The sequence below is a fragment of the Streptomyces sp. NPDC002476 genome (genome assembly GCF_042889785.1).
Classification (GTDB): domain Bacteria; phylum Actinomycetota; class Actinomycetes; order Streptomycetales; family Streptomycetaceae; genus Streptomyces.
Window position 1 is genome coordinate 97,807 of record NZ_JBIARH010000024.1, and the last position, 23,361, is coordinate 121,167.

Annotated in this window: 22 protein-coding genes; 13 read left to right on the forward strand and 9 right to left on the reverse strand. The window is 70.0% G+C overall.

Translation table 11 applies throughout. The features are described from left to right. Positions 1 to 23 precede the first annotated feature (23 nt). On the forward strand, positions 24 to 749 hold the full coding sequence (locus ACFYXM_RS25045) for a DUF6597 domain-containing transcriptional factor (protein WP_389292502.1): 726 nt from the start codon (positions 24 to 26) through the stop codon (positions 747 to 749). Here the strand turns inward: ACFYXM_RS25045 and ACFYXM_RS25050 are convergent. Next, positions 686 to 859, reverse strand: a complete 174-nt coding sequence (locus ACFYXM_RS25050) for a hypothetical protein (RefSeq protein ID WP_389292547.1) — start codon at positions 857 to 859, stop codon at positions 686 to 688. The two genes, ACFYXM_RS25045 and ACFYXM_RS25050, sit on opposite strands and share 64 nt — an antisense overlap. 191 nt (positions 860 to 1,050) lie before the next feature. Here ACFYXM_RS25050 and ACFYXM_RS25055 point away from each other — a divergent pair, with 191 nt between their 5' ends. Next, positions 1,051 to 1,923, forward strand: coding sequence for a Mut7-C RNAse domain-containing protein (locus ACFYXM_RS25055; RefSeq protein WP_389292504.1), 873 nt, complete (start codon positions 1,051 to 1,053; stop codon positions 1,921 to 1,923). A 39-nt stretch (positions 1,924 to 1,962) separates the two neighbouring features. Here ACFYXM_RS25055 and ACFYXM_RS25060 read toward each other — a convergent pair whose 3' ends face one another. Then, positions 1,963 to 2,529 (reverse strand): hypothetical protein, encoded by a 567-nt coding sequence (locus tag ACFYXM_RS25060; protein WP_389292505.1) that lies wholly within the window; start codon positions 2,527 to 2,529, stop codon positions 1,963 to 1,965. A gap of 125 nt (positions 2,530 to 2,654) precedes the next feature. Between ACFYXM_RS25060 and ACFYXM_RS25065 the strand changes: the two genes are divergently transcribed. Together ACFYXM_RS25065 and ACFYXM_RS25070 are read left to right on the forward strand one after the other, a co-directional pair. After that, complete coding sequence (locus ACFYXM_RS25065) at positions 2,655 to 2,990, forward strand: YnfA family protein (protein ID WP_389292506.1); 336 nt, start codon at positions 2,655 to 2,657, stop codon at positions 2,988 to 2,990. Between the two features lie 162 nt (positions 2,991 to 3,152). Next, positions 3,153 to 3,911 carry an SDR family NAD(P)-dependent oxidoreductase gene (locus ACFYXM_RS25070; protein ID WP_389292508.1) on the forward strand — a complete coding sequence of 253 codons (759 nt, stop codon included), beginning with the start codon at positions 3,153 to 3,155 and terminating at the stop codon, positions 3,909 to 3,911. A 228-nt stretch (positions 3,912 to 4,139) separates the two neighbouring features. Here ACFYXM_RS25070 and ACFYXM_RS25075 read toward each other — a convergent pair whose 3' ends face one another. Continuing rightward, on the reverse strand, positions 4,140 to 5,333 hold the full coding sequence (locus ACFYXM_RS25075) for an RtcB family protein (protein ID WP_362026571.1): 1,194 nt from the start codon (positions 5,331 to 5,333) through the stop codon (positions 4,140 to 4,142). A 171-nt stretch (positions 5,334 to 5,504) separates the two neighbouring features. On the opposite strand from ACFYXM_RS25075, the gene ACFYXM_RS25080 reads away from it, so the two are divergent. The 3 genes from ACFYXM_RS25080 (at position 5,505) to ACFYXM_RS25090 (ending at position 9,320) form a co-directional block, all read left to right on the forward strand. Next, on the forward strand, positions 5,505 to 6,323 hold the full coding sequence (locus tag ACFYXM_RS25080) for a DUF3558 domain-containing protein (RefSeq protein WP_389292510.1): 819 nt from the start codon (positions 5,505 to 5,507) through the stop codon (positions 6,321 to 6,323). A gap of 223 nt (positions 6,324 to 6,546) precedes the next feature. Then, a complete protein-coding gene (locus ACFYXM_RS25085) occupies positions 6,547 to 7,377 on the forward strand; it encodes a DUF3558 family protein (protein WP_389292512.1) in 831 nt (276 codons plus the stop codon). Between the two features lie 284 nt (positions 7,378 to 7,661). After that, a complete protein-coding gene (locus ACFYXM_RS25090) occupies positions 7,662 to 9,320 on the forward strand; it encodes a DUF2637 domain-containing protein (RefSeq protein ID WP_389292514.1) in 1,659 nt (552 codons plus the stop codon). Positions 9,321 to 9,580: 260 nt separating this feature from the next. Here the strand turns inward: ACFYXM_RS25090 and lysS are convergent, their stop codons facing one another. After that, complete coding sequence (gene lysS, locus ACFYXM_RS25095) at positions 9,581 to 11,353, reverse strand: lysine--tRNA ligase (RefSeq protein WP_389292516.1); 1,773 nt, start codon at positions 11,351 to 11,353, stop codon at positions 9,581 to 9,583. A gap of 451 nt (positions 11,354 to 11,804) precedes the next feature. Here lysS and argS point away from each other — a divergent pair, with 451 nt between their 5' ends. Next, positions 11,805 to 13,571, forward strand: a complete 1,767-nt coding sequence (gene argS, locus ACFYXM_RS25100) for an arginine--tRNA ligase (RefSeq protein WP_389292518.1) — start codon at positions 11,805 to 11,807, stop codon at positions 13,569 to 13,571. 111 nt (positions 13,572 to 13,682) lie between these two features. On the opposite strand, the gene ACFYXM_RS25105 is transcribed toward argS, so the two are convergent. Further along, the gene (locus ACFYXM_RS25105) at positions 13,683 to 15,212 is read right to left on the reverse strand and encodes a helix-turn-helix domain-containing protein (protein ID WP_389292520.1); all 1,530 of its coding nucleotides are present in this window, start codon (positions 15,210 to 15,212) and stop codon (positions 13,683 to 13,685) included. Between the two features lie 367 nt (positions 15,213 to 15,579). On the opposite strand from ACFYXM_RS25105, the gene ACFYXM_RS25110 reads away from it, so the two are divergent. Continuing rightward, positions 15,580 to 16,317: a DUF4232 domain-containing protein gene (locus ACFYXM_RS25110; protein WP_389292522.1), complete on the forward strand. Its 738-nt coding sequence runs from the start codon at positions 15,580 to 15,582 to the stop codon at positions 16,315 to 16,317. Between the two features lie 295 nt (positions 16,318 to 16,612). Here the strand turns inward: ACFYXM_RS25110 and ACFYXM_RS25115 are convergent, their stop codons facing one another. The 3 genes from ACFYXM_RS25115 to ACFYXM_RS25125 all read right to left on the reverse strand — a co-directional run bounded on the left by ACFYXM_RS25115 (position 16,613) and on the right by ACFYXM_RS25125 (position 20,217). Then, positions 16,613 to 18,157 (reverse strand): FMN-binding glutamate synthase family protein, encoded by a 1,545-nt coding sequence (locus ACFYXM_RS25115; protein ID WP_389292524.1) that lies wholly within the window; start codon positions 18,155 to 18,157, stop codon positions 16,613 to 16,615. Positions 18,158 to 19,024: 867 nt separating this feature from the next. Beyond that, positions 19,025 to 19,750 carry a tyrosine-protein phosphatase gene (locus ACFYXM_RS25120; RefSeq protein ID WP_389292526.1) on the reverse strand — a complete coding sequence of 242 codons (726 nt, stop codon included), beginning with the start codon at positions 19,748 to 19,750 and terminating at the stop codon, positions 19,025 to 19,027. After that, positions 19,747 to 20,217, reverse strand: a complete 471-nt coding sequence (locus ACFYXM_RS25125) for an ATP-binding protein (RefSeq protein WP_389292528.1) — start codon at positions 20,215 to 20,217, stop codon at positions 19,747 to 19,749. The genes ACFYXM_RS25120 and ACFYXM_RS25125 overlap by 4 nt, the downstream gene beginning before the upstream one ends. A 151-nt stretch (positions 20,218 to 20,368) precedes the next feature. On the opposite strand from ACFYXM_RS25125, the gene ACFYXM_RS25130 reads away from it, so the two are divergent. From ACFYXM_RS25130 to ACFYXM_RS25145, 4 genes are read left to right on the forward strand one after another with little or no spacing between them, the layout of a single operon-like run. Beyond that, positions 20,369 to 21,154 carry a Scr1 family TA system antitoxin-like transcriptional regulator gene (locus tag ACFYXM_RS25130; RefSeq protein ID WP_389292548.1) on the forward strand — a complete coding sequence of 262 codons (786 nt, stop codon included), beginning with the start codon at positions 20,369 to 20,371 and terminating at the stop codon, positions 21,152 to 21,154. Further along, complete coding sequence (locus ACFYXM_RS25135) at positions 21,151 to 21,402, forward strand: DUF397 domain-containing protein (protein ID WP_389292529.1); 252 nt, start codon at positions 21,151 to 21,153, stop codon at positions 21,400 to 21,402. Before ACFYXM_RS25130 ends, ACFYXM_RS25135 begins: the two co-directional genes overlap by 4 nt. Positions 21,403 to 21,426: 24 nt before the next feature. Continuing rightward, positions 21,427 to 22,098, forward strand: coding sequence for a 1,4-alpha-glucan branching protein (locus tag ACFYXM_RS25140; RefSeq protein ID WP_389292531.1), 672 nt, complete (start codon positions 21,427 to 21,429; stop codon positions 22,096 to 22,098). A 54-nt stretch (positions 22,099 to 22,152) separates the two neighbouring features. After that, positions 22,153 to 22,947 carry a DUF4253 domain-containing protein gene (locus tag ACFYXM_RS25145; RefSeq protein ID WP_389292533.1) on the forward strand — a complete coding sequence of 265 codons (795 nt, stop codon included), beginning with the start codon at positions 22,153 to 22,155 and terminating at the stop codon, positions 22,945 to 22,947. Positions 22,948 to 23,142: 195 nt separating this feature from the next. On the opposite strand, the gene ACFYXM_RS25150 is transcribed toward ACFYXM_RS25145, so the two are convergent. Beyond that, on the reverse strand, positions 23,143 to 23,361 hold a 219-nt coding region (locus ACFYXM_RS25150), incomplete at its 5' end, for a hypothetical protein (RefSeq protein WP_389292535.1).

A 23,361-nucleotide genomic window follows, 5' to 3' on the forward strand; every position in this document is an offset into this window, starting at 1 on the left:
GCCGCGGCCGTAGGATCACCGGCATGGCCGGCCCTCGACGCGACACCAGAGGCATCGTCGACGCCACCGGACTCTTCACGCGGGTACGCTTCCGGCGCCGCGAGCCCGCGCCGGCCCTCCGGCCGTACCTGGAGCACTACTGGCTCGTCGACTGGGACCTGGCGAAGCCGTACGCCTCCCATCTGGTGCCGCATCCGTCGGTGAACGTGGTCTTCCAGCGCCACGCGGCGCCTCCGGCGCACGGCAACGGATACGCCGAGGTCTCCGGCATCGCTCCGGGGCTCTTCGTACAGAAGCTGGAGGGGCGCGGCCGGGTCTGCGGCGTCCAGTTCAGGCCCGGCGGGTTCCGCCCGTTCGCGCCGGACCGGCCGGTCTCCGACTGGACGGGGCGGCGCCTTCCCGTCGACGAGGTGTTCGTCCCGCCCGTAGCGCCGTCGGCCGTCCTGGACCCCGCCGACGAGGACGCCCGGGTCGCGGCGCTCGACGCGTACCTGCTGGCGCTCGGCCCGGAACCGGACCCGCGGCGTCCGGTGCGGTGCATCGCAAGGCGGAGGGCAGCCCTCGTACCGGGCGTACGCGGCCGGTCCCGACAACGTGGCGAGGCGCCGCCCCACTCGCTCGCCCAGGCCCACGCCCCACCCACGCGCCGTCCGGCTGCGCGCCGGCTCCTGTTCCTCCTGAGGCCTCAGCCCGCCTCCACCGCCTTGTCGAAGTGGAACGCGACGATGTCCAGCCGTTCCCGCAGGTAGAAACGGTGAGCATCGGTGCGGTGCGTGCCCGAGTCGAGGTTGAGGTGCAGGCAACCGGCCTGCTTCGCCCGCTCCTCGCGGTATGCGAGAAGCTCTCGGCCGACGCGCAGTCGCCGAAGTCATGGGGGCACTGCGGGCAACCGGGCCCGCCCACGCAGTCGCGTCGGCACCCCCCGAGAACCTGCCTCCGATACGGTTCCGCCACCCCTCGACCACAGCGGTCACCGGTTTCACGGCACCTGCCGGATCCCGGCGTCGAATTCCCTGGCTGTGGTGCCGGGTCCGATGACATCCTGACGAGGTGAACGGACCCGAGATCCAATTCGAAGTCACCCCCGAGCTGCGCCCCTTCGTCTCCCCTGATCGTCGCCGGGGACGCTCGACCGTGACCACCGATGGCGCCTCCACCCTCGGCCATGTCGTGGAGTCGCTCGGCATCCCGCTCACCGAAGCCGGGCAGATCCTGGTCGACGGCCGTGCGGTGTCCGTCTCGCACATCCCGGGCGCGGGCGAATCGGTCCAGGTACGCGCGGTGGAACGCCCCCAGCGCGTCCCCGGGGCACCCCTGCGCTTCCTTCTCGATGTCCACCTCGGCACGCTCGCCCGGCGGCTGCGGCTGCTGGGGGTCGACGCCGCGTACGAGAGCGAGGACATCGGCGACGCCGCGCTGGCCGCCCGGTCGGCGGACGAGCGCCGCGTACTGCTCTCCCGGGACCGCGGGCTCCTGCACCGGCGGGAGATCTGGGCCGGGGCGTACGTGTACAGCGACCGGCCGGAGGACCAACTGCGCGATGTGCTGGAACGGTTCGCCCCGCGCCTGGCCCCTTGGACCAGGTGCACGGCCTGCAACGGACCGCTGAAGCAGGCCGACAAGGACTCCGTCAGCGACCTGCTGGAGCACGGCACCCGACGCTCCTACGACGTCTTCGCGCAGTGCACGCAATGCGACCGCGTCTACTGGCGAGGAGCCCACCACTCCCACCTCGACGCGATCGTCGCCAAGGCACTCCGCGACTTCGCGCCCGCGGCCCCGGACGACGGCCGGGAGGACGACGCGGGACCCGACGGGCGGAACGACCGGAGGAGCGCCCCGGGGAACGACGCCCGGCAGGATGAGGACGGCGCGCCGTCGGCCCCCTCCGAGGTCTCCGGAACTCCCGGAGCCACCGGCTGACGACCCCGCCCTTGGCCCCGGCCCGCCCCTGACCAGCCATCAGAACACGTACTCGTCCCCGGTGGCCGGAGCCAGCACCTCGTACTCGTTGTTCTCCGGATTCCGGTCGGTCGCCCCTCCGTTCCACAGGGTGTCGATTCGCACCACGACCTCGTCCGGCCGCCCGGCCAGCTGGAGTTCCAGGGCCAGTTGCCGCCCGTCCCGGGCATCCGCGCGCAGCGTGGCCGTCCGGCACAGCACGGTCCACCGGTCGGCCTGGAGGCAACCCTCCGACAGTTCCTGCCGCCCGGAGAGTGCTACGGATGTGCGTACCCGCAGGGTCACGCCGTCCAGGTCGGAGGGGCCGTGGCTCCGGCTCTGCACCCAGACCCCGAGCCCCGTTCCCCACAGCGAGACATGCCCGTGGTGCGACACGTCCGCCTCGGGCGCGATACCACCAGCCATGGGCCCGCCCACCGGTTTCGTCGCCGGATCCACCACCGGTACACCCGCGCGCCCGGCCGCGGCCGCGCGCCCCGTTCCCAGCACCACGGCCACGGCCAGAGCCACGACCACAGCCACCCCGACGCCGGACACCATGGGCGCGGCTCTACGTGTCATTGCCATGCACCGAAGATACCGATTGCCCGCAATTATCCTTATTTACCGACTGGGGCGTGTTTCGGCGCGCCTCCCTGCCGTCTCCATCCCCCCTTCGCCCCCTTCCCCTCCCTCGTGACACGCTGACGTCCATGTCCGTGGCCCGTTCTGTCGTTCTGTTCGTCATCGCCGCACTCTTCGAGATCGGCGGTGCGTGGCTCGTCTGGCAAGGCGTGCGCGAGCACCGGGGCTGGATCTGGATCGGCGCGGGCGTCATCGCGCTCGGCGCCTACGGCTTCGCCGCCACGCTCCAACCGGAAGGGGAGTTCGGCCGCATCCTCGCCGCGTACGGCGGTGTCTTCGTGGCGGGCTCGATCGCCTGGGGCATGGTCGCCGACGGCTACCGCCCCGACCGCTGGGACGTGATCGGCGCGCTGATCTGCCTGGCCGGCATGGCCGTGATCATGTACGCCCCCCGCAGCCACTGACCACACGCGACAGCGACCATCGACCAGGCAGGACGGCCGACCGGGCAAGACGGCCGACCGGGCACGAGCACCGACCGGGCAGGACCACCGACCACACGCAACCGCCGCCCCGGCGCCTGCCTATCCTGGCCCGGTACCGATCAGCTGCCCGAGGAGACCGCCATGGCCGCCAGCCCGATCGCCGTCATCACCGGAGCGAGCAGCGGCATCGGTGCCGCGACCGCCCGGCAGCTGGCCGCCGCCGGCTACCGCGTGGTTCTGACCGCCCGCCGCGAGGACCGCATCGAGGCGCTCGCCGCCGAGATCAACGCGGCGGGCCATCAGGCGACGGCCTATGCCCTGGACGTCACCGACCGCGCCGCGGTGGACGAGTTCGCCACCGCGTTCCGCCGCCTCGCCGTCCTCGTCAACAACGCGGGCGGCGCGCTCGGCGCCGACCCCGTCGCGACCGGCGACCCCGCCGACTGGCGCCAGATGTACGAAACGAACGTCATCGGCACGCTCAACGTCACCCAGGCCCTGCTGCCCGCGCTCACCGAGAGCGGCGACGGCACGATCGTGATCCTCTCCTCCACCGCGGGCCACGCCACCTACGAGGGCGGCGGCGGTTACGTGGCCGCCAAGCACGGCGAACACGTCCTGGCCGAAACCCTCCGCCTGGAGATCGTCGGCACCCCGGTCCGCGTCATCGAGGTGGCCCCCGGCATGGTCAAGACCGAGGAGTTCGCCACCACCCGCTTCCGCGGCGACACCGAGAAGGCGGACAAGGTGTACGCGGGCGTCGAGGCCCCGCTCACCGCCGACGACGTGGCCGACACCATCACCTGGGCCGTCACCCGACCCAGCCACGTCAACATCGACCTCCTGGTCGTCCGCCCCCGCGCCCAGGCGTCCAACACCAAGGTCCACCGCACCGCCTGAGACTCATAGGACCCCAAGCCGCGGCTAAGGGCTGTCCCGTCCGGCCCGCACCGCCTGAGCCCTCGCCGGTCTCCGGCCCGGACCGCGAACCGGTCGGGCAGGCCTCGGCCGGAACGTCGAAGGGCCCCGGCACGCCACCCGCGCCCGGGGCCCGATGTCCAAAACCGCCCACACATACCGAAGCCCGCCGCTCCCCCGTGGCGGCGGGCTTCGGCGTGCGGTCCGGGGTCAGCCCTTCACGCACACCACCTGCTTGAGCTTGGCGACGACCTCGACCAGGTCCCGCTGCTGCTCGATGACCTGCTCGATCGGCTTGTACGCCGCCGGGATCTCGTCCACGACGCCGGAGTCCTTGCGGCACTCCACGCCCCGCGTCTGGTCCTCCAGGTCGCGCGTCGAGAAGCGTCGCTTCGCGGCGTTCCGGCTCATCTTGCGGCCGGCGCCGTGCGAGGCCGAGTTGAAGGACTTCTCGTTCCCGAGGCCCTTCACGATGTACGAACCGGTTCCCATCGAGCCCGGGATGATTCCGTAGTCGCCGGAGCCCGCCCGGATCGCGCCCTTTCGGGTGACCAGCAGGTCCATGCCGTCGTACCGCTCCTCCGCCACGTAGTTGTGGTGGCAGGAGATGACCGGTTCGAACGTGACCTTGGCCTTCTTGAATTCCTTGCGGACCACGTTCTGGAAGAGCGCCATCATGATGGCGCGATTGTGCTTCGCGTACTCCTGCGCCCAGAACAGGTCGTTCCGGTAGGCCGCCATCTGCGGGGTGTCGGCGATGAACACCGCCAGGTCACGGTCGATCAGGTCCTGGTTGTGCGGCAGCTTCTGCGCCTGCCCGATGTGGAAGTCGGCCAGTTCCTTGCCGATGTTCCGCGAGCCGGAGTGCAGCATCAGCCAGACCGAGCCCGACTCGTCCAGACAGAACTCGATGAAGTGGTTGCCCGAACCGAGCGTCCCCATCTGCTTCGTGGCACGTTCCCGACGGAACCGGACCGCTTCGGCGACCCCGTCGAACCGCGCCCAGAAGTCGTCCCAGCCCGGTGCGCGGAAGCCGTACAGCCCGTCGGGCGCCACGGCGTCGTCATGCATCGCACGCCCCACCGGGATGGCCTGCTCGATCTTCGAGCGCAGCCGGGACAGGTCGCCGGGCAGGTCATTGGCCGTCAGAGAGGTCTTCACCGCGGACATTCCGCAGCCGATGTCCACCCCCACCGCCGCCGGACAGACCGCACCGTGCATCGCGATCACCGAACCGACCGTCGCGCCCTTGCCGAAATGGACGTCCGGCATGACCGCGAGCCCCTTGATCCAGGGCAGGGTGGCCACGTTGCGCAGCTGCCGCATCGCGACGTCCTCGACCGACGCGGGATCGGCCCACATACGTATCGGGACCTCGGCGCCCGGCACCTCTACATACGACATAAATTCCTCTAATCCCCCGAAAAGCCTGAAAGAGCAAAACTGGCGCCAAGGTCGGCAAATGAGTCGCCCGACCGGCGTTCACAGCGGCGTGTGCGATACACATTGTCTCCAGTGGCCGCCGTAGAGCGGCAACAGTTTTTCGCGCGAAGGGAGCCCAGGACCGTGCGGCGAATGGCGTACGTACCCGGCACCGCACTGCTGGCAGCGCTTGTCGTCGGCTGCAGTGCAGGCACCGGAACCGGTGGCTCGGCCGCCGACAGCAAGCCCGGCGAGGCGACCGCCACCACGGCGGCCCCCGGCAAGTACCGCACGCTTCTCGACGCTTGCCGCGCCGTCTCCCCGTCCTCGCTGAAGGACCTGCTCCCAGGCGCTGCCGAACTGCCCGAGGACCAGCAGAAGAAGGCGTACAAGGGCACGGCCGACGTCACGTACGACACGGACCGCCGGGTCGGCTGCCGCTGGAAGGCCGAGGCCCCCGGCTCCTCGCACACCCTCTCCCTCGACTTCGAGCGCGTCGTGTCCTACAACCCCTCGGTGAGCGACGACGACCGCGCCCGCGAGGTGTACGCGAAGAAAGCGACCGCCGCCGGCCTCACCGCGCCGTCCGCCACGCCCGGTGACACGGAGCAGCAGACCCCACCCGCTTCGGACACCGTCCCGCACACCACGTCCAGCGCGTCCCCCACGAGCGACGACGGCGGGACCGACACGGGTGACGAGGGCGAGAACGGCGACGGCGCGGAGGACAGCCTGCTGCCGCGCAACCTCGACGGCCTCGGGGACAGCGCGTTCCTGGACGACCGTCTCGTCCGCGCCGGTTCCACCGCCCAGAACCGTGTGGTGAGCGTGGTCTTCCGCACATCGAACGTCATCGTGACCGTCGACTACACCGAGCAGCCGACCGTCCCCGGTGTGGTCCCCGACAGCAAGGAACTGCAGGACAGAGCCCGATCGCTGGCCCGGGAGCTGGTCGAGAAGTTCAGCGAGTAGCCGCGCCCTCCACGCCCCGCGACGCCGCCGACCGCACTCCCGAGACCCCCGTCCGGGGCCACACCCGAGCCCCGTCCGTCGTACGGTGGCCGTCCGGAACGCCTTCCGGAACCCCGCCGGGCACCCGCCCGGCACCCGCCGACCGACCGTGCCCGGCCACCCGGCGGACCGCGCCCGAACCCCGGCGCGACCCCTGCCCGCCGCGCCACCGAGTGAAGGAACCATGCACCGTTCAGCCCCGCGACTCACCCGCATACTCGCCTGCGCCGCCGTTCCGGTGATGCTCGTCGTCGCCGGCTGCTCGTCGGACTCCGGCGACAAGGACACCAAGAACTCGGGTTCGCCGTCGTCGTCCACGGCACCGGACGCGGCCAAGCCGGAACCGACCGTCGAGCCGGCGAAGTTCGCCCAGCTGCCCGACCCGTGCACGTCGATCGGCAAGAAGACGATCACCTCCCTGGTTCCCGAGGCGAAGCCCAAGAACGGCACGGCGGCCAAGTCCAGCGACACCTCCTACCGCGCGGGCTGCTCCTGGAACGGTCTCGACGACAAGGGCGTGAAGGGTTCCCAGTACCGCTGGCTCGACGTCGGCTTCACCCGCTTCGACTCGGACCAGACCCTGGGCAGCGGCGCCGAGCGCGCGCAGCAGGACTTCACGAAGCAGGTCGCCAAGGCCAAGGCGGCCGAGGGTGCGAAGAAGGTCGCCGAGGCGCCCGTCACGGGCATCGGCGAGCAGGCGTCCAGGATCACGTACGACCTCACCAAGACGAGCGAGGACTTCAAGTACGCGACGGTCGTCGCGCGTACGGGGAACGTCGTCGTCACCCTTACCTACAACGGCGCCGGTTACGCGGGTTCGAAGACGCCGTCCGCCGAGGACATCCTGAAGGGCGCCGAAAAGGCTGCCAAGGAGGCCGTGGCGGCGGTCGCCGCCGGTGACGCGAAGCAGGACGCCACGACCACGCCGAACAAGTCCGGCGAACCGGACGCGAAGCCGGGGTCCGGGAAGTCGGTCGCACCCGGCGAGAAGGACACGGAGAAGAAGCCCAGCTAAGGGCTGTCCCGCGAGGTTGGTGAAGCCGGCGGGTGGGTGGGCGTACATCGACGGCTCCCACCCGCTCGGCCATGCGACCCGCTCGGCCGTACGGCTCGCCCGGAAACGGTGCCGGTCACGGGCGGAACGGCCCCGTTCACAGGACTGGTCCCGGGGTCGGCACCGGGACCACGCGCCGGAGCCGCCCCGGCTCCCGACCACGCTCCGCGACGCCCGCCCCACGCCCTCTCGCACGCGTGTGCCAGGCTGTCGCTCTCAACAAACGAGCAGGGAGGGGAACGCGGGTGGCCGCGATGCAGCTGACACGTACCCACCGGGTACTCATCGGACTCGTGATCGCCGGTGCGGTGCTCATCGCCGGGATCGGCTTCGCGGGTTCGTACGCGGCGGTGCGCGAGCTGGCCGTGCAGAAGGGCTTCGGCGACTTCTCGCTGGTCTTCCCGATCGGCATCGACGCGGGCATCTGTGTGCTGCTCGCCCTGGACCTGCTGCTGACCTGGCTGCGCATCCCGTTCCCGCTGCTGCGCCAGACGGCCTGGCTGCTGACCGCCGCGACGATCGCCTTCAACGGCGCCGCCGCCTGGCCCGACCCGCTCGGCGTCGGCATGCACGCGGTCATCCCGGTGCTGTTCGTGGTTGCCGTCGAGGCCGCCCGGCACGCCGTGGGCCGGATCGCCGACATCACGGCGGACAAGCACATGGAGGGGGTGCGCCTCACCCGCTGGCTGCTCTCCCCGGTGCCGACGTTCCGGCTGTGGCGACGGATGAAGCTCTGGGAGCTCCGCTCGTACGAACAGGTCATCAAGCTCGAACAGGACCGGCTGATCTACCAGGCACGGCTCCAGGCCCGCTTCGGCCGCAGCTGGCGCCGCAAGGCGCCCGTCGAGTCCCTGATGCCGCTGCGCCTGGCGAAGTACGGCGTTCCGCTGGCCGAGACCGCCGGGGCCGGGCTGGCCGCGGCGGGCATCGAACCGGCGCTCCTGCCCCCGGCGCCCGCCCTGTCCGCGGCCGGGCCGGACGAGTTGCCGCCCGAGCTGCCGTACGCAGGGCCGCAGACGCAGCCCCAGCCCCAGGCGCACCCGCAGGCGCTCACGCCTCAGCAGCACCAAGAGCAACAGGGGCACCAGGGGCCCCCGGAGCAACAGCAGCAGCCGTACGGTCGGCAGCCCGGACACCCACACCACTACGAGCAGCAGCAGCCGCAACACGCTCGCCCCGGCGACAAGGCGGCGGCCGGCGAGTGGCCCCAGGACGGCCCGGGCTCGCACGAGAGCCCCTGGTTCGCGGCGCCCCAGGTGCCGAACGACGCATACCAGAGCGCGTACGACCCGACGTACGTCGAGGGCCTGGAGCCCATGCCGGTCCAGGTCCCGCTGGGCCCCGGCGGAACCCGCCCGCTGGGCGACGTGGGGACGATCGCCGCCGTGCCCGAGCCGCGCACCGCGGCCTCCCGGCCGATGCCGCAGGCCGAGCAGCCCGAGCGCACACAGCCGGCCCACCAGTCTCAGCAGACCGAGCCGGAACACCAGCCCGCACCGGCACAGGACCAGCAGCGGGAACCGGCACAGGCCCAGGAGCAGGGGCAGGGGCAGCAACGGCCGCAGCCGCAGCCGCAGCTGCAGGAACGGGAGCAGGAGCAGGCACAGCAGCAGGCGCGGGAACGCGAATCCGAATCCGGGCCGGAAACCGCCTCCGGGCCCGAAACCGGACCTGAAACCGGCTCCGAAGCCGAGTCCGAGGTCGAGTTCGGGACGATCGCGTACCAGGTCTTCGCCGAGTACACACGTACGCACCAGGCCCACCCCAGTGCCGAGGTCCTCGACATACACCTGTCGGACGTGTACAACGTCCATCACCCCCGCGGCGCGGCCCTGCTCCGCCGTATGCTGCCGGGCTTCAAGCAGCGCTTCGACAACGAGATGACCGAGAACCACATCGCGTAGAGGGCTGTCCCGTAATCCGTGGTGGACCAGCTCGCGGCGTCGGATGTGGTGCATCGCAAGGCGGAGGGGCGTCCGCATACTGGCAGTACGCGGACGTTCCGACAACGCGGCGAGGTGCCGCAGCTGACGCCACGCGCCCGCCGGGGATTACGGGACAGCCCTTAGCGGCACACAAACGCGTAACGACACACAGACGCGGATCGCCGGGTGCTGAGGATTCAGCACCCGGCGATCCGCGTTTCAGCGACGCCCCGGAACCGTTACGCGCCCAGCAGCTTGCGCACCCGGTCCGCGCCCACGGCCAACAGCAGCGTGGGCAGCCGCGGCCCGGTGTCCCGGCCGACCAGCAGCCGGTACAGGAGCGCGAAGAACGACCGCTGCGCGACCTTCAGCTCCGGCGTCGGCTTGGCGTCCGGCTCCAGACCGGCCAGCACCTTCGGCACGCCGTAGACGAGCGTGGTGAGACCGTCCAGCGACCAGTGCGAGTCCAGTCCTTCCAGGAGCAGCCGCAGCGACTCCCGGCCCTGGTCGTCCAGCGAGCGGAGCAGTTCCTTGTCCGGCTCGTCGCGGACGATGGTGCGGGCCTCGGCCGGGACCTGTGTGGTGATCCAGTTCTCGGCGCGGTCGAGACGCGGCCGGGCCTCGTCCAGCGAGGTCAGCGGGTTCTCCGGGTCCAGCTCGCTCAGGATGCGCAGCGTCTGCTCGTCGTGCCCGCCCGTGATGTCGACGACCGACGCGAGCGTGCGGTACGGCAGCGGGCGCGGCGTGCGCGGCAGCTCACCGGCGGCCGTGCCCACGGCCCGGCTGTACGCGGCGGCGTCGGCGGGGAGCACCGAGCCGTCGGCCACCTTGCGCACCAGCGAGTCCCACTCGTCGTAGAGCCGCTGGATCTCCTGGTCGAAGGCGATCTTGAAGGACTGGTTCGGCTTGCGGCGCGCGTACAGCCAGCGCAGCAGCGGTGCCTCCATGATCTTCAGCGCGTCGGCCGGGGTCGGCACGCCGCCCTTGCTGGAGGACATCTTCGCCATGCCGGAGATGCCGACGAAGGCGTACATCGGGCCGATCGGCTGCGCTCCGCCGAAGACCTCGCGGACGATCTGGCCGCCGACGACGAACGACGAGCCCGGCGAGGAGTGGTCCACGCCGCTCGGCTCGAAGACCACGCCCTCGTAGGCCCAGCGCATCGGCCAGTCGACCTTCCAGACCAGCTTGCCGCGGTTGAACTCGTTCAGCCGGACCGTCTCGGCGAAGCCGCAGGACGTGCAGGTGTAGTTCAGCTCGGTGCTGTCGTCGTCGTACGACGTGACGGTGGTGAGGTCCTTCTCGCAGTTGCCGCAGTAGGGCTTGTACGGGAAGTAGCCGGCCGAGCCGCCGCTGCCGTCGTCCTCGCCGGCCGCGCCGGAACCCTCCTCGGCCTCCAGCTCCGCCTCGTCGACCTTCTTCTGCTGCGGCTTCTTGCCGCCCTTGCCGCCCTTGGCCGCCGCGTCCGCCGGGTCCTTCTTCGTCCGGTACCGGTCGAGCACGGCGTCGATGGCGGCGCGGTGCTTCATGGCGTGCAGGATCTGCTCGCGGTACGCCCCCGAGGTGTACTTCTCGGTCTGGCTGACGCCCTCGAACTCGACGCCCAGCTCGCCCAGCGCGGCGGTCATGGCGGCCTTGAAGTGCTCGGCCCAGTTCGGGTGCGTGGACCCGGCCGGGGCGGGCACCGAGGTCAGCGGCTTGCCGATGTGCTCCGCCCAGGACTCGTCGATGCCGGGGACGCCGTTCGGGACCTTGCGGTAGCGGTCGTAGTCGTCCCACGAGATCAGGTGCCGCACGGTGTAACCGCGGCGGCGGATCTCGTCAGCGACCAGGTGCGGGGTCATGACCTCGCGGAGGTTGCCCAGGTGGATCGGGCCCGACGGGGAGAGACCGGACGCGACGACGACCGGTTTGCCAGGCGCACGACGCTCCGATTCGGCGATGACATCGTCCGCGAAGCGGGAGACCCAGTCGGCCTCGGTGCTGCTCTGACTCTGAGCCACGGTCTGCACGTCCTTCTCTCTTGTGGGACTCGTAGGGACAAAACCCTCTGTGGAACCTGTCGGGGACCCCTGTGGGGGACCTGTCGGGACTTGCCGAGGTCTGCTGGGGCCGGTCGGTACCAGCGGCCTGCCGGCACCAGTGACCCGTCAGTACCGGCCGGAGCCATTCGGAACCGGTCGGCACGGATGGGACCGATCGGGGACCGGAAGGCCCTGTCGAACCGGTACGGGACGTCCACCATTCTCCCAGGTCCCACCGGTAGCACGAAAACGGCTTTGCCGGCGCCCGGACCCGAGCCGGAACACGGCTCCGCCAAGGCCCGGCCCCGAACCGGCGACGACACCCGGCAGCGACGCCGGAAAGCGGGTTTACCCACCGTGGAATACTGGTGTGATACTTCGCAGCCATCGTGCCGCGTCACTGTGCCCCTGTACCCCTACGGAAACGGCATCCAAGCCCATGGCCTCGGTCAATTCCCTCGCTTCCACGCTCCGGCAGCAGCTCGCGGACGCCTTGACGGCAGCACTGCCGGACGCCGGCACCGCGGACCCGCTGCTGCGACGAAGCGACCGGGCCGACTTCCAGGCCAACGGCATCCTCGCCCTGGCCAAGAAGCTCAAGGGCAACCCGCGCGAGCTGGCCGCCCAGGTCACCGCGGCCGTCCCGGCGGGCGGCCCGGTCAAGGAGATCGAGGTCTCCGGCCCCGGCTTCCTCAACATCACGCTCAGCGACCGGGCGATCATCGAGACCCTCGCCGCGCGCGACGCGGACGACGAGGGCCGCCTCGGCGTCCCGTACAACAGCGCCGCGGGCACCACGGTCATCGACTACGCCCAGCCGAACGTGGCCAAGGAGATGCACGTCGGTCACCTCCGCTCCGCGGTGATCGGTGACGCGATGGCGCAGATCCTGGAGTTCACGGGCGAGACCATGGTCCGCAGGCACCACATCGGTGACTGGGGCACCCAGTTCGGCATGCTCATCCAGTACCTGATCGAGCACCCGGGCGAGCTGAACCACGAGGGCGGCGAGGGCGACGGCGAGGCCGCCATGTCCTCCCTGAACCGCCTCTACAAGGCGTCCCGCGCGCTCTTCGACTCCGACGAGGAGTTCAAGGCCCGCTCCCGGGACCGCGTCGTCGCGCTCCAGGCCGGTGACGACGAGACCCTCGCCATGTGGCAGCGCTTCGTCGACGAGTCGAAGATCTACTTCTACTCGGTCTTCAACAAGCTCGACATGGAGATCCGCGACGCCGACATCGTCGGCGAGTCCGGCTACAACGACATGCTGGCGGAGACCTGCCGCCTGCTGGAGGAGTCGGGCGTCGCCGTCCGCTCCGAAGGCGCGCTCTGCGTGTTCTTCGACGACGTGAAGGGCACCGACGGCGAGCCGGTGCCGCTGATCGTGCAGAAGTCGAACGGCGGCTTCGGCTACGCGGCGACGGACCTCTCCGCGATCCGCGACCGGGTCCAGAACCTCAAGGCGTCCACCCTGCTGTACGTGGTGGACGCGCGGCAGGCCCTGCACTTCAAGATGGTCTTCGAGACGGCCCGCCGGGCGGGCTGGCTGAACGAGGACGTCAAGGCCGTGCACCTCGCCTTCGGCACGGTGCTCGGCAAGGACGGCAAGCCGTTCAAGACCCGTGAGGGCGAAACGGTCCGGCTGGCGGACCTGCTGGACGAGGCGATCGACCGGGCGTCGGCCGTCGTGCGCGAGAAGGCCCAGGACCTCACCGAGGAGGAGATCGCGGAGCGTGCCGCCCAGGTCGGCATCGGCGCGGTGAAGTACGCGGACCTGTCCACGTCGGCCGCCCGCGACTACAAGTTCGACCTGGACCAGATGGTGTCGCTGAACGGCGACACCAGCGTGTACATCCAGTACGCGCACGCCCGTTCCTGCTCCATCAAGCGCAAGGCGGGCGAGCTGAAGCCGCAGGCGCACCCGGAGCTGGAGCTGGCCCCGGCCGAGCGCGCACTGGGCCTGCACCTGGACCAGTTCGGCGAGGTCGTGGCCGAGGTCGCCGCCGCGTACGAGCCGCACCGCCTGGCCGCGTACCTCTACCAGCTTTCGTCGCTGTTCACGACGTTCTACGACCAGTGCCCGGTACTGAAGTCGGACGTCCCGCAGGACGTGGCCGAGAACCGCCTCTTCCTCTCGGACCTTACCGCCCGCACCCTGCGTCAGGGCATGGAACTGCTCGGCATCAGGACCCCCGAGCGCCTCTGACGCGTCTCCGAGTACTTCTGAGCGTCTTCGAGTGCTTCTGGCGCGATTCTCAGTACAGCTGAACGAATCACCTCGCGGCCGCCCACCAGCCCGGTGGGCGGCCGCGGTGGTTCATTCGGTCGCCCACTGGACCGTGTCGTACTGGTATTTGTACAGCGGCCGGGTCTCGATGGCGCTCGTACGGAACGGCTTCCCGCCGTCGTCGATGCGCAGGGTCCCCTTGCGGCCGCCGCTGCTCCAGTCCAGCTCCAGGTACCAGCTGACGTCGTGCGCCTCGACATGGACGTCGAGGTCGAAGACCTCCACGTCGGTGGACGTCACGCGGAAGGGGAAATCCTTCGGCGGCACCGGCTTGCCGGCCTTCTCGCCCGCGACCGGCCTGAGCACCGGCCGGCCGTCGTCGAGATCGACATCGAAGGTCTGCGGGGTGATGCCGCTCCCGCACCCTTCCCCCATCGAGTACGCCGACCACGGCAGCGGAGCCTTCCTGGCGACCTGCCGCACATGCAGGTCGTGCAGCACCACCGCGTCGCCCGACTTCCCCTGCAGGGTCAGTTCGAGCTGCATGTGCCCGCCGTCCACCCCGCCGAGCGCCCTTGCCCAGCCGCGGGTGTCCTGCGGCGAGGGCGGCGGGGGCACGTTCTCCGGCTCCCGGTCCAGGACGTAGTACTGCCCGCAGGGGGCCGCCCAGTTGTACGAGCTGATCGTGGCGCTCACGGGCAGGCCCCCGCCCGTCCGCGTACCACCGGCTCCGGCCCCCCTGCCGCTCCCGGCCGCCGCGGAGCCGGAAGACCCGCCCCCGGGCTTCAGGGACGGGGTCCGCGTGGCTCCGGACGTGGCCGAAGCACTCGGCGTACCCGGTGATGCGGTCGTCCCTTTCCTGTCCTCCGCCGTGGGCGGCGCGGACATGCTGTTCTCCACCCCGTCCACCATGGGGGCGTTGCTCAACGCGCTGTCGTCCGTCCCGGAGAGCTTGCTGACGACGATCGTGGTCGGCACGGTGAGCGCGACCACGGCCGCCGCGGCGAGCAGGACGCGGATGCGCGGCGAGGACCGGAACCGCCGGGACCGGGCCGCCGTGCCGGTAGCGGTCGCAGCCCCGGACCCGGTCGCGGCCATGTCGTTCCAGTCGTCCGCCGCACTGCCGCCGTCCCGGTCACCGCTCTCGGCGGGCCCCGCGTCGGCCCCCTCGGCCGAAGCCGTACCACCGGCCACCGGAACATCACGCTCCGGAACGGTCCCCGGCGCGGAAGCGGCCCCGGAAGCAGGTCCGGGAACAGAAGCCGGATCAGGAGCAGCATCGGAAACCGTCCCGGGGTCCGAGACAGGGGCGGAGACGGAGTCCGAGGCAGGGGCGGAAGCGGACTCGGCCGCCGCCGCCGGTGCCGGGCGCCGTCTCGCCGCATCGGCGACGATCCATCGCCGGTGCAGCTCCACCAGTTCGTCCGGCTTCGCCCCGCACAGACGCCCCAGCCGCTCGACCGGCGCGTAGTCGTTGGGAACGGCGTCCCCGTTGCAGTACCGGTGCAGCGTCGACGTGCTGACGTGCAGTCTTCCGGCGAGCACCCCGTAGCTGAGCCCCGACCGTCCCTTCAGTTCCTTCAGCAGGGCCGCGAAATCCTCGGCCTCCGGCGTCGCCATTGCGGCCTTCCCCCTCCTCGTCCGTCCCGGAACGCCGTTCCAGGGACGTGGAATCTGCCCAGGTCAGCGTACGCGCAGGCATTCCAGCTTCCCCAATGGCCCGTTCGGCGTTGCGGCCGGAATCCGATGTCCTGCAATCTGTGACCACACCGCAGAAACCACCGGGACGACGCAATGCGAACGCCCTTCCGCATCGAACCCATCGATGCCGTGGCCATCGGCGTATTGATCGTGACGACCGCGATCGTGGTGTACCTGAGCGGCCGTCACTGAGCGGCCTCACCACCGTGCCGCACACGGCCTCAGCTCACATACAGACCTCAACTCGACTCTGCTCGAACCAACTCTTACGGGGAGTACCTTCACCATGCGCAGCAACCGCTTCCGCACCACCGGCCTCGCCGCCACCGCGCTCCTGGCCGCCCTGTCCCTCACCGCCTGCACCGGCGACGACGACGCCGCGGCCGAAAAGGCGGGCGCCGCCGCTCCGGTGGCGAGCACCAGCGACCAGCGGTCCTCGACGACCGGCACGGACACCGGCAAGACCGCCGACGACAACGCGAAGGACGCGGGCAGCAAGGCCAACGCCCCCGCCGAGAACGCCGCCGGCACCTCCAAGGGCTCCGGCAGCGGGACGAGCAATGCCGGCACGAGCAACGGCAACAAGGGCAACACCAACAGCTCCCCCGTCACGTGCACCGGCGACAACACCAAGGTCACCGTCAGCAAGGTGAGCCGTCCCATCAACCACCTGCTGCTCACCGCGACCAACACGGGCAACCGCCCCTGCTACGCGTACCACGCGCCGGCTCTCCGCTTCGACGACTCCCAGGCCGCCTTCCCGGTCCTCCGTGACAGCATGCCGCAGGCCGTGGTCACCCTTGAGCCGGGCCAGTCCGCCTACGCCTCCATCGGGCTGAGCGGCGAGGACGACATGAACGACCTGCACAAGGGCACTCGCCTCGCGGTGTACTTCATGCCCAAGAGCAACTCGGGCTCCACGGGCTCCCCCGCCAACCTGAAGCTCCCGGCCGACACCTACTGGGGCAACAACGGCTTCGTCACCTACTGGCAGACCGAGATGGACGACGCCCTCACCTTCTGAGCGGGCACTCGCCTGCTGTGCTGCCGCTCGCCTCGTGAGCAGCCCTCGCGCACCGGGCCGAAAATCGTAGGGCCGGACCGACAACTCACCGCTCCCCCAAGGGCAGTAGATCCTAAGATCCGAGGATCGAGACCCGAGGGGGACGGCGTGCGTACAAGAACGGGCAACGGACCGGTGGCGTCGCGAAATTCCGTGGGCGAAGATTCACCAGCCCCGGATCACGGATCCCACAGTCCGGCAGGTCGATCGCACCGGCAGGAGAGCGGTGAGCGCGGTGCTTGTCGCTGTCGGCGGGTCAGACAGCCGGCTTCGGGAAAGAGGTCGGCTTGGTGGCGAGCAGTGCGGTGATCTCATCGGCGAGATGCGGGCCGAGTTCGCCCCAGCCGTCCTTGTAGCCGTAGACACCGGCCAGGGTACGGGCGTCGTAGTCGCCGTTCATGATCTCGATGTCGGTGGCCGTGATGAGTGCCGGATGGGCGACGCCGACGGCCGCCGAGACCTTGATCAGTTCCTTGCGCAGGGTGCGCAGATAGGCAGCGGCCCGGGTGGCCTTCGATGCCTGGTCGAGGCCGCGGGCCAGCCACGGGTTCTGGGTGGCGACGCCGGTGGGGCACCTGTCGGTGTGACACTTCTGCGCCTGGATGCAGCCGATCGACAGCATCGCCTCGCGGCCCACATTGATCATGTCGGCGCCCAGGGCGAAGGCGACCGCGGCGTTCTCGGGCAGGCCGAGCTTGCCGGAGCCGATGAAGGTCAGATCGTCGGTCAGCCCCAGCTCGGCGAAGGTGCCGTAGACCCGGGAGAAGCCCATCCGGAACGGCAGCGACACCGAGTCGCTGAAGATCAGCGGCGCCGCCCCCGTGCCGCCCTCGCCGCCGTCGATGGTGACGAAGTCGACACCGCGGTCACCACGCGCCATCAGCGTGGCCAGCTCCTGCCAGAAGCTCATCTCTCCCACCGCGCTCTTGACCCCGACCGGCAGACCGGTCTCGGTGGCGAGCAGCTCGACGAAGTCGAGCATCGAGTCGACATCGCTGAACGCGGTGTGCCGCGACGGGGAGGCGCAGTCCTTGCCGAGCGGGATGCCCCGGATCTCGGCGATCTCCGGAGTCACCTTCGCGCCCGGCAGCATCCCGCCCAACCCTGGCTTGGCGCCCTGGGAGAGCTTGATCTCTATCGCCTTGACCGGGGCGTCGGCGACCACGTCCTTGAGCTTGTCGAGGTTGAAGCTGCCATCCTCGTTGCGGCAGCCGAAGTACGCCGTACCGATCTGAAGGACGAGGTCGCCGCCGTTGCGGTGGTACGGCGAGAGGCCGCCCTCGCCCGTGTTCTGCATCGTGCCCGCCAGCGCCGCCCCCTTGTTGAGCGCCGTGATCGCCGCGCCGGAGAGCGATCCGAAGCTCATCGCCGAGATGTTCACCACACTCGGCGGCCGGAACGCCTTGGCGCGCCCGCGCGGCCCGCCCAGCACCTTGGCCGAGGGCAGCGGGGCCTGCGGGTCCTGCATGTCGGGCAGCGCGTCGGCGAACGTACGCTGCTTCAGGTATGCGTGCCCCTGTACGTGCTCGACATCGACGTCGGTTCCGAACCCGAAGTAGTTGTTCTCCTCCTTCGCCGACGCATAGATCCAGGTGCGCTGGTCACGACTGAACGGGCGCTCCTCCTCGTTGGAGGTCACGACGTACTGCCGCAGCTCCGGCCCGATCGTCTCCAGCAAGTACCGGGCGTGCCCGATCACCGGGAAGTTCCGGAGCAGTGCGTGCTTCTTCTGGATGAGATCGCGGGCGGCCACCAGCGCCAATGCTGTTGCGGCGGCTGTGCCTATGCTCCGGGCTCGCATAAACGTTCCTCTCCTCGATGCTCGACTCCATCACCGTGGGGTGTACGTCGTCGTATCGTGTTGGGCGTTGGGCGGCAGGTACGCCCAAGTGGGCGTCAGCGTCCGTCGAAGAGTTTCACACGATATTAGAGGCCGCGCGGATAAGCGCGTGGTCAGGGTCGGCGGTTCGGGTTCATCCCAGCGGTGAGTCGTCCATGCCCGTCCGATCAGCTCGCGGCGTCTGCGCGTGGGTGTGGGTGTAGGTGCCAAGCGTCGCGAGCCGGGCGCCCATTTCGTTCGGAGCTCTTGAAGGGCGGTTCGCAATTCCTTGAGCGGGTCTGGCATCACCCGATGGTGTGGGTATGAGCGGAACCTGCTGGTCCGCGGCTGGCGGGCACCCGGCGCCCGCTCTGGGCCGAGGCGGCGGACAGTTGAGGTCGCGGATCACACACTCAGTCACTGTGCGCATCCATATCCCATACGATTTAGTGGAACCGTCGTCGGCCCTCGTCATCAAAGCCGAGGGATTCCAGAGCCGCCACATGCGCCGCACTGGTGGACATGCAAAACCATTCGTCGTCTGTGACCATCCATCCCGTTCCACTTGAGTGGTCACGGATGAGATCCGCACATTTAGCGGGGGTTGCCGCCCAGGCACTGGCGACCCGCCCGTTCAACGCCGAGAATTCGCCGGTCCCGTCCCCCGGTTGTCAAGAAGCGCCCCTGTCGCAAGATCTGCACCGCACCCAGGGTGTCGTATTCATGCCACCGACTATTGCACCCGGCCCACAGCCGGGCAGGGCATGCAACCCACCTGTAGGTCCCGCGCTGTCTCCTCCCGGACGCCGGGCGTCAACGTTCCACCCAGGAGTTCTTGGGCCGTTCGGCTCAAGGCGTTCCTCGCGAGATCGTTTCCCGTACGGCGGACAGCTGTGAGGCCGTCAGACCATGGGCGAGGAGGTAATCGGGAACCGAGCCATGATGGCTCCGGATCCACAGCATGGCCCGGTGCAGATGCGTGGCGAGCACGGGCAGGGACCCGTGCGCCACCGCCGCCCCGGCCGCCGAAGGGTCGGCGACCAGGCCCAGTTCGGTGTTCGAGCGCAGGAAGTCCTGGAGAACCTCCTCATCGGAGGCGCCCATCAGGGTCTGTACGACCGCGACGACGACCCCCGTGCGGTCCTTGCCCGAGGCGCAATGGACCAGCACCGGAGCGCCGTCGTCCGCGAGCAGTCGCCGTACGACCGCCACAGCCGCGCTCCCGGCGCGCTCGGCCATCAGCGGATAGAGCTCCATCTGGTCCGCGGGCCACCGCCGCTCCTCGAAGACGGGTACGTGCAGGTACCTGACGTACCCCGCGCGGACCACTTCGACGGCGTCCGGCCGCTCCGCCATCTCGGGGCCGCTGCGCAGGTCCACGACCGTCCGCAGCTCCAGCCGCCGCAGAGCCTCCGCGTCCTCCAAAGCGAGACCGTGCAGCGCGGCGGAACGGAACAGCGTGCCTCGGGGCAGCGCGCCGACGCCGCCGGCGTCACGGAAGTTCCTCACGCCGAGCCGAACGCCCCGCTCCCACGTCCGCCCGGGTTCCGTCATGGGTCCATCGATGCTGGTCACGCCTCACCGTATGCGGCTGCCCCGAGCGTTCCGCTTCCCGGGCCGGGCCCCTCCCGTCGCTCCCCGAACTCGCACCACACGACCTTGCCCGGGTCCCGCTCCTCCACTCCCCACCGGTTGGCCACCGCCGCGACGATCAGCAGCCCCCGCCCCGACTCCCCCTCCGGTCCGGGCCCCGGCTCCCGCACCACCGGCTCCCCGCTCCCGCTGTCATGCACTTCCACCCGCAGGGCCGCCCCACCCTCCCGCAACAGCAGCCGCACCAAGTACCCACGCCCGGGCGGCACTCCATGCATCAGCGCGTTGGTGGCCAGCTCACTCACGCACAGCAGTACGTCGTCCAGCCGCACCCCGAACCCCCAGTCGGCCACGGCGGCTCGCACGAACTCCCGAGCGGCGGGCACCGATCGGCGCTCCCGCCGACAGAACCGCTCGCGCAGCAACGAGAGTTGCATCGTCTCATTCATGAGAAGAGAGTCACATTCTGTGATTACGCTGCCACAGCGCGCACGCCCGTACTTCTCCTTTGTACGGGCCATGCGCGCGTGACGTACGTACCACGGTGGGAGTTCGATTCGTATGCACCCCAGAAAGCGGCAGCGCAAGAACGCGTCGGCAATGAAACTCGTGGGCAAGCTGGTCGGCCTGTACCGCATCGCGAACGGCCTGACCCAAGCCCAACTCGCGGACCGTGTCGGCCATCAGGTCGACACGATCGCCTCCATCGAACAGGGCAGGCGCTCGCTCCTCCCCGATCTGGCAAGCCACCTCGACCAGTTGCTCGGCACAAAGGGCGCGCTGGAGATGGCGGTGGGCAACATGCCGGAGGTGGACCTGATCCCGGCGTGGGCCGAGCAGTACGTGGATCTGGAACATGACGCGCTCGCCCTGTCCTGGTACGACAACCAGGTGCTGCCGGGGCTGCTCCAGACGGCCCCGTACGCCGAAGCGGTCTTCCGCAACCGCGTCCCGGTCTTCAGCGAGGAGGAGATCGCGAACCAGACGGCGGCTCGCATCCAACGCCAGGAGATCCTGCGCCGGTCCTCTCCCCCGACCACCAGCTTCGTCATCTGGGATCCGGTCCTGAGGCTCCGACTCCTCGACGACGAGGAACACCTGGAGCAGCTCCGCCACCTGCGGGCGTACGCCGAACTCCCCGGCATCTGTATCCAGGTCCTGCCCCTTAACAGCCGTACCCACTCAGCGCTCGACGGCTCATTCACCCTGCTGGAGACTCCGGACTTCCAGCATGTCGCGTACACCGAAACGCAACGTGGCAGCCAGCTCATCTACGACCCAGACGAGGTCAGCATTCTCTCCCAGAGGTATGCAATGCTTCGAGCCCAAGCCCTCAACCCGAAAGACACCGTGGGCCTGTTGGACCATCTGCTGGGAGAGCGATGAGCAGCACACTTGAGTGGTTCAAGTCCAGCTACAGCGGCAGCGACGGCGGGCAGTGCCTCGAAGTCGCCTACGACTGGCGCAAGTCGAGCTACAGCGGCAGTGAGGGCGGTGCGTGCGTCGAGGTGGCCGCCCACCCCGCCGCCATCCACCTCCGCGACTCCAAGAACCCCGAAGGCCCCGTCCTCACCATCACCCCCACCACCTGGGCGGCCTTCGCCGGCTTCGCCGCCGACCGACACATGGGCTGATCCCACAGGAGAGACACCACCGGCATGGCACTCATTCACCGCACCACACTGACGCCCACCAAGCTCGAACTCCTCACCACCTGGCTGCCCACGCAACCCTGGTACCGAGGCAAGGGCGAGCCCGAACTGGTGAAGGCCGGAGGGTTCCGGCTGGACGACCCCGAGGGCGAGGTCGGCATCGAGTTCATGGCCGTCACCGACACCTCGGGGGCCCAACCGGTCAACTACCAGGTGCCGTTCAGCTACCGCGGCGCACCGATCGCGGGCGCCGACGAAGCTCTGATCGGCACCACCGAGCACGGAGAGCTGGGGACTCGGTGGGTCTACGACGGCACGCGTGACCCGGTACTCGTCGCGCAGCTCTTCGCACTCGTCATCGGCGAGGCCGAACCGCAGATGCAGAGCACGAGCCACACCCCCGACCCGTCCGTCACCGCCTCGTTCGCGGAGTCCGTCCGCGTCACGTCCGCGATCGTCTCCACGACCGTGTCCGACGACCCGGACGGCACGGATCTCCTCGTGGAGACGGCGGCCGACGGCCGTCGGCTGGCCATCCACATCAACCGCGTTCTGCGGCCCGGCCGGGAGACCGACGACGAACGGGCGGCCCTGGGCCACGTCACTGCGGGCTGGCCGCTGCCCGACGGCACGACCGCACGCGCCATGTTCGCCGTCGTGAGCCACGCACGCCCGTAGACCACACCCCTCGTTCGAGCCCGGCTGTCAGTGGCCACCCGTACGCTCGGCACCATGGCGACGCTCCCGAACCCGCTCCCGTCCCTGGCCACTTCAGGGCTCCAGCTTCCGCCCGGCTCGCTGGTGGACGCCACGATCGACGGCACCTGGCACGAGCCGCTGCTCTGGTACACCGACGCGCCCGTGGTCCCCGGGGACTGGGCCCGGCTGCGTGCGGCCGGGCGGTCCCTCGGGCTGCTGCCCGTGCTGATCGACGGCGGGCGACGCGACGAGTGGCCCGAGGACTGGGACCTCGTCCCGGAGGACACCTCATACCCGGGCGATCACGACACCGCCGAGGTGCTGGCCGCGTACTGGGCCGAGTGCGCGCCCGAAGAACTCGACGCCGCACAGGCCGAATGGCCGGGCCTGGCCTCCGCCCCGGCCGACACGGGCTCCGTCCAGTCCCCCGACGCCCTGGCAGCCGAGATGGCCGACATGTTCACCGGCCCGGAGGGCTGGTTCCCGGGCGTACGGGCGGCGCTCGTCCCGGCCCGGCGCAGCGCGGACATCCCGGCGGCAATCGGCTGGTCGGGCCCGCTCAACTACGAGAACGACGTGGCCCGGCTCAGCGCGGTGCTCCGCTCCTGGGAGGACCGCTACGACGTACGGGTCCTGATGCTCGGCTTCGACACCCTCACCGTCACCGTCGGCCGCCCGCCCACCACACTGGACGAGGCGCGGGCGCTCGCCGCCGAGCACTTCGCGTTCTGCCCGGACAACATCAACCAGAACCCGCCCTACGACCTCGACGACTACGCCAGGAGCCACCTGCTCGACCAGTCCACCTGGTCGTTCTGGTGGGACTGACCCGGCCGGCCCACCCACGCCCACCGTAGGCCCACCCGCGCCCGCCCGGGGCGGGCTCATGGTCGAGCTGCGGAATCCGGCGCTCTGCGCCGAGGCGGCTGCGTGTTCCCGATTGTGGCCAGACCAATGGCCGTGACCAGCTCACCACCAGTCACAGCCATTGATCTTCTTGGGAGTTGCCGACCGCACCCCTGACTAGCAGTAGGTGTCGTAGCTGGTCCGGTACGCGAGCGAGTACGCGTCCGTGTACTCCTCCGTCGTCTTCGCCGGAGCGTACGAGTGGCGGTAGTCGCACTTGTCGGTGAGACCGTCGCGCTCGCCGTCCCTGGCGCCCTTGGCCTTGCCCTCGGCGGCATCGTTGAGCCCCGAAGGCGGCGTGGTGGTCGCCTCATCGCTGCAGTAGGTGTCGTAGTT